We start from the raw sequence: 14,611 nt of genomic DNA, 5'->3' as shown, positions 1-14,611 counted from the left end.
CTCGCAAATGTTTAGGCTGGAAGTCCACCCACGAATCGTTTCAGGACGAACTGTTGCACTTGGATTGACAATTCGTCAAATGATTAAAGTGGCCGCTTCCATTAACGAATTTAAAAATACTAACGATTCGACCTGTGCTGAAAAACGTGGGATTAACATTCTGATGAAAATCTCCACAAACAAAGATTTGGGAGTTTTTTTTCATTAGCTGACTAAGGTAGTAAATTTGAACCTCTGTTAGATCCTGTACCTCATCAACCACCATATAGTCGTAAATGGGCTCACTTAGTGCTAAAGCCCTCCTTACCCAATCGCCTTCTTCATAATAATCTTGGCTATTTCGGTGCTGCACAAATGTCTTATATTTCTTAAATAACTGAATAACTCGCTTCCGTTGTTCATTGTTAAACATGGTGTAAGTCTGATTTAACTGCAGATATTCGTCTTCGGAAAGCTCCCTTTTCAAAGAAATCGCTCTCTTAAAAGCTTGAAGAACCGTCTCATGAAATGAAACCGAATTATTGGTTCTATACTGAAGAAACGAACAAATGTCCTGTAGCGGTGCTTTTAAGCAGAAGGAACCTTGCTGATCTGAAGAAGTGATACAGTCTTGCTCTCGAAGTAAGTCGAGTGTTCCGGCATCAAAAAATTTATCATTTAACCGAATTTCGTACTGCCAATTTAGTCCGATAATCCCCTGCATAATCCCGCGACGTTCCTTCCATAAAGAAAGGGAATCGTATTGAGCGCGGTTCATGCCCGGCTGAGAGGCATACCACTCTTTGAATGCTTCATACGACAGGAGTCTTCCTTGTCGTCCGTCAATCTTCAAGCCCTCTAAATGTTCCTCAAGTGTAAAGAAATAGATCTTTCCTTCATACTCTTTCGCATCCATACCATAAAGCTTTGTGGTAATATCGCGAAATAAACGTTCAACCTTTTCCTTCAAGCGTCTTGAAAACGTAACGTAAGCAAGTTTGAAATCCTTTCCTTGATGCTCCCTGACATAGGCAGCAAGCTTGTACGCACCAATGGTCGTTTTTCCACTGCCTGCTGAACCCAGTACTAACTGACCTTGGTCATTATTGATGACACATTCCTGCTGATAAGAGTCTAAGTAGTATAAATAGCCTTCTTCCCCAAACAAATGATCAAGCTCGTCATGGCTTATGATCATTGGGATAGATTTGTTTAAAGAAAACTGTTCCAACTGCAGTGGTACTTGGTCTGATTCTACTATTGGTGGATACTCACTCTTGCTAGCGTTATCCTTCAAACTCCGTATACCTTGTTTGCTAAAATCTCGGTTCTTCGCTGTGATAATCTGCTTATCATGGGTGCAGTATTCCAGCAATACAAGACTATTTTTATATTCGTCTCGGATATCGTCATAAAACTTCCCTGCAATCGTGCAAAGAATCCGGTCACCGTCGTTAAATTTAAATTTATATATATGCGGGTGCACATTTTCTAGCTTTCTTAGGCTATTTCCCTTTGGTAAACGTTCGAAGTCATATTTACTGTCCTCTAGTTGCTTCACGAGGGATTGTACCTTTGTCGTTACCTTCTGTTCTTTATCTTTGGGTACCGATTTATAAAACTTATCCAAAACCAATATATTCATGACGGTCTCCTATTAGCGAATTGAACAAGCATTAAAAGGGTTTTCATAGAATATGACTCCAAACAAATTTCAATCACTGACAAAGTTTTATCTCATATGACGAATATACCATGTAACATTCAAAAGAATTAGTCAAGGAAATTCATGATACACGCAGAGCAATAGTATAATACCGCGCAAAATGGAGGTGCCGTAATGGGAAAAATCACTTTAACGGTTAAAGAGGTTGCAAATCTGACAGGTTTATCTACAACTACGAATTACAATATGTGTGCGGCAAGACAACTACCGTATACAGAGGCAAGGAGTAGAATTTTACTGTATCGATCGATGCTTGAAAAGTGGTTGGCTGGAGAATCACTAGATTTAATGCAGGTTTAAAATTTCTACACTAAACAAATTTAACTACAAGTAGCAAAGCGGATCAGTACACTTTGCTACTTGTGTAATTTAGCCATATAATTTCGAAATGTCATTTTGTAGAAAAAAAGAAGGAGTGAAGTATACTGGCTAACTATCGTTAACGCGGCAAGAACTCATGGGAACTTACTATCAACCTTGGACGAGGTGTGGACGGCAACTACACGCTATAACCCCAACCCTATCCATAATTTGTCGTCTTTGATATCGATTGACTTGATGCTGCCGAGCGGCACTTTTTTTACGGCTTCCAAACCGTTCAGATCCAAGGCAACGACTCCTTGTGCGTAAGAAACTAATGGTGGCTGATCGAGCACTTTTTTCTTCACAACCTCCAGATTAGCCGGAGTAAAGGCCGCCACTTCGAAATGAAGGACCCGGCCTTCGGCGCGTTGCGGCTTTAGCGAAATCTGAAAAGGAACGGATAGAAGCATCTTCTCGGCTTTTCCTTGAATCGAAACCGCTCCGTCCACAATCCCGACCTCCAGTTTCTCGACTCCGGCGATCGACTTTTTCTCAAATAGGTATTGCAGCATTGCAGCCGTTATCGGCAGTCGTACCGTTTGCTCGTTTGCAGCCTGCGCCGCTCTGTCGATCATTTTTTTGAATAAGCCGCCCATAGGATTCCTCCTGAATTTTATTCCGCTTTAATCCTCGATCCCGTTGCCTTGATCGTATTTGACGACCGACTTTACTTCCTCGACGGTCCATCCCCAAACGTTTTTCTTTTTGTTGAAACGCCGCTTTTTGCTATACTCGATTTCGTCTCCGGCGTCCAACCGATGCCGCTCCACAAGCGCCTCGGAGATAAACACACCATTTGCAAAAGCAAACGGATTCCGATCTTCTTTTTCTACATAGCCGCTTTCGTCCCGGATAAAATCTGCAAGCGATCCCTCGTCGCCAAGAGCCGCTGCATGTACGTAATACCGGTTCGGACGTTTGGAATCCTCGCTCATTTTCAACTTATAGGTTCGATCGGTCTTCCATTCGACGGCGTCTTTGATCGAATCCATGCGAAAAAAACCTTCTTTAAGAGAACTGGCCGGGCTTTCCGAAAAGGTATGCGTACTCCGGCGGTTCGGAAAATGGATAAATTCTGCGAAACCTTTATCCCCGTTTATGCGCGTGACAAACACGGTCTTGAAAGGAAGGTTTTTATATAAGATAGCCTCCGCTTCTTCGGCATATTTTTTCAATCCGTCCCGATTCAAGACAGCTTGCGTACGTTCGTACCATTCTTGTTTTCTCAAACTACTCAAAGAAGAAGGTGCAGGACGCCCCTTGCCTTCTTTGATTTTGATATAAGCATCCAGTTCAAACTTTGCGTTTCCATATAAATTCAATTCCAGAAGATACGGAATGATCTTCTCCTGCAGCTTGACGAGCATTTCCGGTTTCGCTTTGCACAGAAGGGCTTTGCACAAATGCCCGAATTCTTCTTCACGTGGAACCATCTCGCTCATCAAGCTCCATACCCAGAATTCGCCGCTTTTTTTCTTGGCGAACTCGATCAAATCGTTTAATGCTTCCTCTTTGCGGCCGCTTATGAGGAGCAGCTTTATTTTGCGATATGGAAGCCATTCATAGTTCGGAAAATTGGAAATCGTCCCTTCCAGAACCGAAATGTAACGATCAATTTCGGTTTTGTCAACGGCCGTGTCCAGCTCGATCATTTTTTTGGCATGCAAATTCAATATTTTTTCTGCGAACGACATTTTTTCCACCTGTTTTCCTTGAACATTTTCGAACGTCGAAACCTGATGATCGAAAAGATCCAACCAATCAAAACCAATCCAAGAAATGAAACGCAGATAATTTCTATCGTTCAGCTTGGCCATCAGATCTTCAATAAACCAGCGGGCCGGATCCTTCTCCGGTTTTTTGCCGAAGGGCTGCCTATATTCGAATATCTCTTCTCCGTCTCCGCATAAGCTCATCAACGGCTCGAACACTTTGTTTGCGTTCGACTCGTTCATTTGGACAGTCCTGCGAATCGACCATAAGAACGAATTTTTCAATCTCGTCATTGCCTCATTACTCGAATCAAAATCGATATACGCGTAGTCGGTGAAGATTTTCAAGTTTGTGCAGTACGCTTCGATGTCCTGTTCGGTAAGCTTCATAAAATCGTACATCACCCAACCGAAAGCGATGACCGTCTCCTCGTCTCTCGGATTCGACTCCACCAACGAAAAAGCAAGATCGTAGGCTTCCTTCAATTTCCCCGCTTTTCTTAACCGCTTCGCTTCCTCCAAAAGGTCCGGGTCCAATTTACCGCCGTTATGCCGGATCCTGTTTCTGATTTCATCCAAGCGAGCCAAAATTTCGTCGATTTCATCGTATCTTTTTCGCTCGGACAACTCTTCAACAAAACTTTCGCGGTCGATACAGTTATGAACATAATCGGCTAGCATTTTATATTTTACGTAACGCGTAGTGCAAATTTGATACAAGTCTTTTTGGAATTCCTTTTCCGTATACATGACTCACTCTTGCCCCAATCCATAAGTTACTCGGATCATGCCTACGACCTGTTCGAATATATCGAGGCTGCCCTGAAGAAAATTGAATTTCGATACCATTCCGCCGCCCGTATACCAAACTTGAACATCCGCTTTTTCGTCCGCGCAGGAAAATCCGAGCACGGCCTGCCAATCATGAGAGAACTTGATTTTGGTTTTGATATTTTCTTGATCGAGAAGGGCGATGAGTTCGGTAAAGCGATGTTGAATTTCTCCCGGCTCGCTTTGCACTGCCAAGTCTTCTTGAGCCAAAGCCTCCAAAACGACGCGGAAACTTTCTTCGGATCCTTTTTTCAATCTCGGTACCTTGATTTCTCCGCGTTTATTGTAGTCGAAGAACAGCTGGATTTCTTCACCTCCGACTTGGACAGTCGCGATCTCCAAGTACGGCTTCGCTACGAGATTGACGACGGCTGCTTCAGCGGGAGCAAGAAGTTTGGATAAGTAGCGTCCAAGTTCGTCGCCTGCATGCTCCTCACCGTTCGAAAGCGTCATGATAATTTCTTTGTTTTTCGGAATGTTCGTTGGCACTTCGTCGCTGAATTCGGTATGCAGGAACGGGGAAATGGGCTGCCATTTGATCAGACTGACTTGATTTTGACCGATCGACAGGCCTGTGTACAGCCATTTGAAATAATCGGCATTGGTTTTCCCTCGATTTTCTCCTTGCTCCGTATCGAAGAATACCGTATCGAACTTATACGCCATGGCTTTGTTAACGGTCATACACCAGGCGAATTTGATTTTCGCTGCATTCAATATATCGAAATACAGGCTCCCTCTCCGGTTCAACTTAGCCCTGATTTTTTTTCGATAAGTTTTTTCCTGTTCGGTCAGTTTTCGCTTATCGTTTTTGTCGCGATAGAATACTCGGTCGTTATCGTCTTTTTCGCTAATATATTCGCCTTTGCGAACCATCTCTGCGTATTCGGAGCTCTTTTCGAAAGGTTCCCGCGTCATGAACTCTTTCTCCAGTTCCGACAATATGATCTGATAAGCTGCTATTTCGCCGGTATCTAATCCCCCTCGGTCCGCGTTCAAAAAATTATCGAAGACCAACAGCTCGACGACGGTACCGTCCTGCAATTTAATCCGGCCGGGAACGAACCTCAATTCGACCACGGCTCCGTTTTTCAGCCTGACAGACTTGATCAACGTCTGCTCCAGATCGATTGCGGTTACGATTCCGAACATTCCGTTATCGATTCTTCGGGGTTCGTCAACGAGGTCGAAAGGATCGTTGTCCTTTCCGTCTTCCGAATGGACATAGGCGCGAATCGAAGAGTTGAAGATCACGAAATCCTTTACATTGATCGTGTCGCCGTTTTGTGCAAGCTTCTGCTTAATCCAGCGATTCACCCGGTTCGCGTGCTCATTGGTATAGACGATTACTCGGTGGGTATTCGGATTGAGATAGGTGTTTCGCAGTGCTTGCGTCTGCTCGGATTTGTTTCCGATTCGAATACTGCCTTTACTTGAAATCATCAAGTCGTTAAACTGATTTTGTTTCAGATTGACCGCTATCTTTTGACAGGTCTTGACGATTTCGGACTCGGACTCCGCGTTTGCCAATTCGATCTCTACAACTTCAGAGAAAAGATTCTTGCTTTCGAGAAGCGATTGCAGGTAAGAAGGGTTCAGCGCATTTTCGACTTTCGATCCGTAGGACAGCTTGTTTTTATCTCCAATAAACACGATTTTGTCGTTTTTATTTGTTTCCAGATCCAAGAAGGACAGGAGATCTTCAAGCAAATGACCTGTACCGAACTTCAGGAATTCGGAATCGCTTTTGGAATTGGAGATCAATTGGCTATCGTCGATCATGTACAGTGTCTTATAAGCTTCGTGTTCGCGGTCGTCTTCCCTTGTTTTCAAAGGAATTTGCTTCCGGTAATGTTCATCGATATGTTCGTCTTTGAAATCAAAAATCGTGCTGAACAGCGATTCCACGTCTTCGAGTTCGGGATTGTGTTCCAGCATGTTTCTTCGCAGCCGAGCTGAATACGCAAAGACAGGCGTATCGGAAAAACCTTTGTCGAATCCGGTTTCCCGAATCTTCGGGATCAAACTCGTTTTTCCGCTTTGCGTCGTTCCAGACAGTACCAAAACCCGGCTTTCCGATTCCAAGAAAGAAGCGATCTTGTTCATGGCTTCCTCATTGGATTGCTGAAGCTTTTGAACAGGATTCGCAAGCGCCGGGGGCGTCGTCCATGTATCTTCAGCATCGTAGGGTTGAGCATTAAAAACGGTCTGTTCGAATACGATTCGATTGCTTTCTGACAGGTAGTCGCGGCCTTCTGCCGAAACGTCCAGGATATCAAACACTTTGTCGGCGTAATTCCGAGCATCCGCAATGCCGAAGTTCAATCTGTGTCTGCCCGGAATCTCTCCCATAACCTTCATTTCGTTTTGAAAACAAACCATCGTATAGATGGATTTGCGTTCAAAGCCGGGAAGCCGGTCCGTCAATTCTTCAGCCAATCTGCTGCGCTGTTTTTGCAGCTGTTTGAAAGGATTGGCAGCGCTACCGCCTCTTACGATCACGCCGCTCTCAAGAGTCCAACTTCCGCATTCGAATCGGTTTGCTGGCGGTAAAATGACCTCGCCTTCATAATTTTTGAAGTCGATAATGATAATCCAGTGTTCCGTCACCAAAAGCGCATCGATCTGAAGGTCTTCCCGGGTCACGCATTCGGGCATGCCGAAAAGCATCCCTTTCCAACCCTTGGCGTTAAACAGCCGGGACAGTGTGCTCGAAATTTGTCTAAAAAAATCGTTCTCGTACACCCGAGAAGATTTTCCTTTTCTGATTCCCAACATTTCTTCATCCTCCTTCATAGCCAAGACTTTTATTTATTTACATTTAGTTATTAGTTCACCATATTTTTATTGAACTCATTCTGAAATTTCTGCTTTTTAAAACAAGACAGCTGACCGAATAAATAAAATTAAAAACGCGAGCAAACTCGCGTTCCGAATCTATTTTCAAATCGTAAATTCACTTATGCGATATACTGAGAACGAAATTAACAAATTCACTCTTTGAAAAACTTTTTTTCGCTTCATTTGCTGCTCTTAAAATAAAGGGCTTGGTAGCAGCCCGCTTGCAATCCATTCGAGCTGATCAATCCTAAATTTGAATTGTTTTAATTATTCGAAAATTAAAGCGCGCAGGGCATGCAATTCGCGACGATCTGCAGCGCAGATTGTGCTTAAAAGTTCGGTTCATTTTTCGCAAAGCATCTCTCCAACAATTGAAAGTCTTCGATGATTTGTTTGACCTTTTCCTCTAAGCATAGTAGCATTCCCTTTTTCTAAAATAAAACTCGAATAAACGGCTTTTACATATTGATAATTGAGGAAAATTACAATTAAAATTATTGTTTTCTGAAAACCAAGTTAGCATGTTATTCAGCAGGCCAAAAGGCTCTAATTCATAGGTAGAAAAATTCGTGTCATAAGACGCGAATATATCCTTCAAATAGCATGATTCATGTAGTTATATTACAATGAAACATCTCTTTTGTATATTATTTCTTTCCTTTTGCATCAATGGAATAGTTCTTATTTCTCAGCTCAAATTTCCTGCTATTTAAAGTTCTTGATAAACTAAAAAAGCAAACCACTCTCCTCCTTTTGGGTTTCTCGAAAGTCCCAAAGTCCTGAAGATGTGGCTTGCTTTCTATTCTTTTATGTTAAAGGTTGTTAAGGACATATTACGGTAAAGAGCCATAGCGTATTATAGCTAAATACTCACCTAATAACTTATTCCACACCCAATGCCTTAAACACGGCTTCCTGCGGAGTCGAGTAAAATATCAAACTAAATGCACCAATGAGATCGGACGGTACAGAACCAAGTTCGGGAGCTGACGTTATAGGTAACAATACTTTTTTCGCACCGCTGTCTAGACAGACTTGCAAGGTGCTTGCCAGTTCCTCGACTTTGAGTATCGTACCGCTAATGCTTATCTCACCAAGTACCACAAGGCTCGAAAGCATCGGTTTGTTCAAGGCACCGGAAGCAATCGCAATTACAGATGGCAGCGTAAGGAATTTCGTTATTCCGATGCCATTCAGATCTTGGTAGTTGATAATATAGTTCTTTGTCGTTGTGCTGATAGCACTGCTTATCAGCGAACCGTTTGCTTTGAGGAAATTGAAGGCTGTGTTAGCCGCTTCTCTTGCATCACGGTCGGAACCAAGTCCTGTACGCTCAAACTTACCGTTGCCGGGGAGTATTTGCGTTTCGAGGCGGTAAACCCCTATCATGCCACTTTTACCTTGCGAAACGGTATAGACGTTCCCCGGATTGGTCATCCCTTCCGGGATGATCTTGCCACCACCTTGTTCCGGCACGGCTACATAATGTTCTTCGAACGTCTCGTTATCGATATAGGAAAAGTTAACATCATAGAATTCCATACCACCGATTTTCTTCAGCTGCTCCTTAACACGACGACGCATTTCGAGGGCAATAGTAAGGACCTCCCTAATATCCTCCTTATCAAACTCACCATTAGGATAGACAAGTTTGGTCAAGCCAGACACGATTTTACGGACAGCGATAGCGTCCCGTTGGTTAAGGTTGCTGCCAAAACGAAAATATTTATCACAAACATCGCCGAACGGTTCTTTCCGCATCTCACGCATAAATTCGGCAAGATAATCCGTGATCAATCCATAATCGTTAGTGAATGATTCCGGGCGATACTTCGGAATCTCCCAACCCGGTACATAGCAATGCATACGGTCAAGAAAAGCCGTGTCATATGACATCGCCTCCGGAAACGGATCAAACAAATGCGATGTTTTCAGCAGAACATCCACACTCTGATTAATGTTTCCGACAAAAACCATAGAGGCAGTAGCTGCTTTTTCTTCTTTGCCTCTTGCAAATGAGCCAGAAGCCATATAATCCTTCATGATCTGAACGCCATCTTTGTCCTTAAAAGTGATACCTGCAACTTCGTCAAATGCAACGCAGTCCCATAGCCCAACAAGTCCAACCGTCTTACTCGACATATTGTAGAACAGATTCGCTACTGTGGTCTGTCCGCCCGACACGAGGATACTGTTTGGTGAAATTTCTTTGTATAGGTGCGACTTGCCCGTGCTACGGGGACCAAGTTCGCACAGGTTAAAGTTGTTCTCAATCAGCGGCAACATACGAGCGAGTTGCAACCACTTTTCACGCTCCGAAAACTTATCTGCCTCCATACCCGTGGAGCGGAGCAGGACGGTTATCCACTCGTCCTTTGTAAAAGCTCGGCGACCTTCCTTTATCTCGTCCATATCAATGTGTGGCATCTGAATAGGTGTTATTTTCATGATACGAATAGGTGTAGAATGCTTATCTTCCTCGATATATTCATATTCAAGTCCGACGATGCACCAGATCCCGCCACACAATAAGCGATCGTACTTAGAGACATAATCTGAAGATATAGGAATATTACCAACACCAAGATTGGAGAAGTCCGCTTCATATTGGTCTCGTTTGATATTTAAACTTACTGTTATACGGTCGATAACGGTATAACTACCGCGCTCGCGTAAAGAAGACAGTACCTTTTGCGCTTCGTCAGGACGCACGAAGTTATCGGAGAGTATTCGCTTGACGTTTTTCACACCATCTTCGATTATTATCGGATCATCAGAACCACAATACTGTCCGAGCAAAAACTCCAAGACATAGACGGGAACGTTCGCACCCTCCTTGATCGCTTTGGTCAGATCTTTACGGACAATTTTGCCGTCGAAATGCTTACGCAATTTCTGATGGATAATAGTGTTCGCATCATCCGTATCTGGTGTATATTGGTTTGCTTCTAATTCCATTGCGAAGCCCTCCTATAGGTCAAATCCAAAATCATCGGCAAACGCTATGTCTATGCGGAACTCTGTCTCTTCAGGCACATCCGTATTATTTGCAATAACAAGGCGGTATATTTTATTACGATCAAATTGCATTTGTTTAAGGGTAAACCTGACGCGGAATACACGCTCGGAAGCATTATCGTTTGTCCTGTCTGCGATCACCGTCTGTGTGTCACTAACAGGAACACCATTCTCATCGGTAAAATACAAACTGTAGTTACAAACCTGCACTTTGTCACCAATCGGCTGTTTTTGCAAAAAGTCGAGAGAGAACATCAGGTTCGACACTTTACGGCTTTCGCTGATAAGTGAAAGCCCCGGATTCTGAACTTCGACATACTTCTTAGATCCCGAACGCATACCTTTATAGACAATAACAGGTACGACCATTTCTTGTAGACTGATGCCGCCGTGGACGTAGTTCTCGCCACCACCCTGAACTTTAATACGAACTATGTCCTTAGGGGCATAGCCTTTCATCGGAATGCCACCAAGTTCACGCTCCGTTTTTACGGGAAGAAGGTAGTCGGCTGTCGTTTCAGGTGATACCAGAGCATAACGCCGACCAAGTTCATAAATCTCACCATTAAAAGTCTGACGGCTGATTTTCTGACTTTCTTCAAGTGGTTTATAGGTATACAGGAACCCGTGGTCGGCAGTAATCAATACGTTCGTGCCACTAAGGTCATTAACGATTACCTTAATGATTGCATTCAGTTCAGAGATTGCCGAATTACAGGCTTCAAACACCTTAGTCTCGGTGGCAAGTTTGTCGCCAAGCGCGTCAATCGTGTTGTGGTAGATATATACAATTTCTTTACCTTGCACCAAGGTACGGCGTTCCGTTTGTTTCATCTGGAGCAGGTCCTTATAGGTCACGGCTACACTATCGGGGTTAGCTATATTTAGAATTGCGCCACGCCCTATGGTGCTACTCGTTGAACTACCGTCAACTGACACTTCCATCTTTTCATTTACGGATAACTCTTTCCCCGAGAGCAAGGCCGCCATACCGAATTTGGTAATGCTCGGGAACACGGATTGTACGGCCTCAAGTGTAGCTACGCCCTTGGTAGTGTGACCGAGAGTTTCAGAAAGTTCAGCAGCAACTTCAAAACGCAGAGCATCAGAAATCACTATGAATACACGATTGCCTTTGCTAACACTCGGAGACACGTACCTCCGGTAAAATTCCCGTTGTTTATTTACCTCAGAAACATAACCAAGCGCTTCTAGATCACCTGCTATAGCATTTGTCCAATTTAAGGTGAGTTCTTTCAAGAACCATTCACCATACAAGCCTTCAACCACATCGGTGCACTTCTTCAAAGCATCTTCCAAAAGAGCATGTGGGGACTTTAGCGTATTGCCAAAAAAGTAGTGGAAGTGCCTGTAATAGCTGTCCATCTTATAAGCATCCGTCGTATAGAGTTTCCAAACCCTCACAGGCTCGACAAGGTGGAATCCTTCGATATGAGCCAAATAAAATTCTTGCATCTTAGCGATCCAATAAAGGCTTTCGAAGTAATCTGCAGATAAGTGATACCATGCCGAAGTGCGGCGATTTTCTACCACTTCAAGAATAACGTCCGCCTTAATTACATGCTTGATGATTTCAGCATAAAAGCGTTTTAAGATGCTTTCATTGATCGCTGGAAAGGTATCGCTTTTTAAAAGACCCGTTACTTCTATCTTGTCAAAGCGGTCGGAAAGGCGAAGTTCATGTTCTACGAAACGGCAAATCTCAACTAAATCCTCATTGTTTTCGCTACGCTGCCACTCATGAACGAGCTGATAGCAGTATGCTTTAGAGGAATCAGAAACATACCGCTCCAAGCCGCGCAAAGCGGAGGCAGAAATCGTCTGTGACAAGGCAGTTATCAAAATATGTGCGGCGAGATCGGAAAGCGGGCTGTCGTCGGAATTAATGTATCCTGTATACTTCTGAATTAATTGCCAGAACGCTTCAAGATTGCCGAACTTCTCAATATTCGCAAGTGGAGTATTGTTTTCTTTCTCCAAGCCCGCCGATAACACGGCAATGATTACATCTTGCGCTGAACCACCAGGGACATTGCACAGCACCGCCATGATGTCGATGTGTAACTGAAGCGGTGTTTGGTATGTCCTGCCGATTTTGCGAAGTTTGGCTTTGCGTTCTTTACTTTCAAGGAATTTGGCGTATAGCTTTATCGCCTTACGCATTGCAGAAGACGGCTCGACCAGCAGTTCCTCCATTTGGAGCGATACAAGATCGGCGCGGAACTCTTCGCTGTACAACTTGATGTCAAGCAGCCAGTCGTCCTTCCCATCCTTGTCATAAGAGAGTGGGTCATAAACAAGGTAGTCGCCTGTCAGGTCATCCGCCGCTAATAGTTTCTTTACGGCAAAGTTATTCTTGCCATTAAGTTTGACGAGCGTCACGTCACTAATAGACAGTTCTTCAACCGCCTCGGCAAATTCAGCGTCCTCATCATGCCAGAAGACGATACGACGTTTATAGAATTCCGGCAAAGGAGCAGCGAACCGCTCCACAAGCCTTGATTTTATTGTATCTGACATCATAGTATCCTCCATTAAATCTTAGCTAAGACGTCAGTGAAGATCTCGTAATTCTTCTTTACACCATCGTCGAGATCGATGGTGATTTTTTGGTCAGCGAGGTGGTGAACCTTCTCTTCAAAGACAGTAATTTCTTGTAACTGTTCTGTCAGCTTAACCTGCCGCTTCAGGAGCCGTACACGTTCCGCGCCTGAAGCTGTATTCAACATGTCTGTAATATGTGAAAGTTGTGTGCGATACCGCTCTTGCTGTTCGTGAACATAATCCGTTCGCATCTTGGCAAGAAGGTCGTTTGAATAGCGGTGAATATAGATAAGCGCCTTGAAACCCTTTTTCTTGCCACTATCGAACATCCAGTAAATCGGGCGTTTCTGGTAAATTTTTAGGTGGTCCTTGTAGAAGTCATTCAGAAAGTAGTTCCGAATAATTTGACGAGGTGCCCCCCTGCCTCCGAGTGCATCTGCGATAAAACGCAAGTTTTCCTCCAAGGTGTCAGTACCATAAACCGTCTTGACGAAATCCACGAACCAACCAACGATATCATCGTCGAAATATTCATCATCACAAATGGGGAGAATATTATCCGTGTCAACTGAAAACGTCTTATACTTGCCCGCGTCCCAATCGCCACCTGCGTAGGCAAGCCCATCACTGTCTAGCGAGTACCGTCCGAGCATGCAGCCTACGGCATAGCTGATGAGTGAGCGTATCTCGCGCCTTAGATCTGCGCGGCGTATAGTTATGTTCTTGTCCTCAACCTCCGAAGTGAGTTCATCCTGTAGGCCGTAAATGTCGATAAAGATGCGGTTGAGTTTTTCCTCATTAGCTTTGAGTGTGTCAAACCGCTCCGCTGCATCGCTTTTCCACTTAGCAAAAGATGCTGTTACTGTCTGCTTGCCAGTGACAAGCGGATGACGGGCAAAATCCCACGATGTTTCAAAGCTATCCCAATCTAAACGAGATAGGGAGATATTTGCTGTAGCAAGGGAGTTTACACTGTCTTTATTTTCAATTATTATAGGTAATCTTGCTATATCACCTTGATTGTAGTTTAAGGTTTCACTGAAAACCCTCAAATAATACTGACATAGTTTTGTATTCAGCATTGCAACTAAATACATTAGCCTTTGGTGTTCACCAAACATCGCCATACCTGCATTCGAAAATAGATAACCCTCTGGAAAATATCTTACTGAAAGTGCTCCACTTGATATAGCAGTCCAAGTAACGCCTTCTTTGAAGTAGAATTGCTGATTCTGCGGTCTTGACCGTTGTTTTCCCTTATCATCAACAAAGTTTCTTATTTCAAACCCACTGTTTTCCCAATTAACTACATTAGCATTATTGCCATACCACTTTCTGTACTCACCCCCGTTATTGTAAGGAAACCACTTAGCAGTTTCAGTTTCAGACTTAAATCCTATCTTAGGGAGCGCACATTCCCACCAGATACGGACAAAGCGATTAACATCGCCACTAATCAAACCTTGCCGTGGGTTTGCAATCTCTGACAGGTCTTTTGCTTTTGACGGATTGTAAAATGAAGTGCAACACCTCGAACTGAATACAAAAAGGGCTCATGGCCGGATTCGTGTAGAAT

The 14,611-nt window shown here is 43.7% G+C and carries 7 protein-coding genes and 1 pseudogene; 1 reads left to right on the top strand and 7 read right to left on the bottom strand.

The genetic code is table 11. From position 1 onward, the window contains the following. Window positions 1-40: 40 nt before the first annotated feature. Window positions 41-1,624: a UvrD-helicase domain-containing protein gene (locus tag HRQ60_RS22550; RefSeq protein ID WP_172200670.1), complete on the bottom strand. Its 1,584-nt coding sequence runs from the start codon at window positions 1,622-1,624 to the stop codon at window positions 41-43. Between the two features lie 195 nt (window positions 1,625-1,819). Between HRQ60_RS22550 and HRQ60_RS22545 the strand changes: the two genes are divergently transcribed. Further along, a complete protein-coding gene (locus HRQ60_RS22545) occupies window positions 1,820-2,005 on the top strand; it encodes a helix-turn-helix domain-containing protein (RefSeq protein WP_172200667.1) in 186 nt (61 codons plus the stop codon). A 206-nt stretch (window positions 2,006-2,211) separates the two neighbouring features. Here HRQ60_RS22545 and HRQ60_RS22540 read toward each other — a convergent pair whose 3' ends face one another. The 6 genes and pseudogenes from HRQ60_RS22540 to pglX form a co-directional block, all read right to left on the bottom strand. Continuing rightward, entirely contained in the window at window positions 2,212-2,664 is a 453-nt protein-coding gene (locus tag HRQ60_RS22540) for a hypothetical protein (protein WP_172200664.1), read from the bottom strand. Between the two features lie 27 nt (window positions 2,665-2,691). Then, window positions 2,692-4,530, bottom strand: coding sequence for a DUF7017 domain-containing protein (locus HRQ60_RS22535; RefSeq protein ID WP_172200661.1), 1,839 nt, complete (start codon window positions 4,528-4,530; stop codon window positions 2,692-2,694). Between the two features lie 3 nt (window positions 4,531-4,533). Next, the gene (locus HRQ60_RS22530) at window positions 4,534-7,389 is read right to left on the bottom strand and encodes a nuclease-related domain-containing protein (RefSeq protein ID WP_172200658.1); all 2,856 of its coding nucleotides are present in this window, start codon (window positions 7,387-7,389) and stop codon (window positions 4,534-4,536) included. A gap of 945 nt (window positions 7,390-8,334) precedes the next feature. Further along, entirely contained in the window at window positions 8,335-10,410 is a 2,076-nt protein-coding gene (gene brxL / locus HRQ60_RS22525; RefSeq protein WP_172200655.1) for a protease Lon-related BREX system protein BrxL, read from the bottom strand. Window positions 10,411-10,422: 12 nt separating this feature from the next. Beyond that, window positions 10,423-13,014, bottom strand: coding sequence for a BREX-1 system phosphatase PglZ type A (pglZ, locus tag HRQ60_RS22520; protein WP_172200652.1), 2,592 nt, complete (start codon window positions 13,012-13,014; stop codon window positions 10,423-10,425). A gap of 11 nt (window positions 13,015-13,025) precedes the next feature. Beyond that, window positions 13,026-14,528, bottom strand: a pseudogene (pglX, locus tag HRQ60_RS22515) (BREX-1 system adenine-specific DNA-methyltransferase PglX); the annotation flags it as partial. Window positions 14,529-14,611: the final 83 nt, after the last annotated feature.

Origin of the sequence: Saccharibacillus qingshengii (assembly GCF_013185195.1) — a bacterium.
In the GTDB taxonomy this organism is placed as follows: Bacteria; Bacillota; Bacilli; order Paenibacillales; family Paenibacillaceae; genus Saccharibacillus; species Saccharibacillus qingshengii.
Note: the sequence above shows the minus strand (reverse complement) of the source record. Positions and strands in the feature narration are given on the sequence as shown.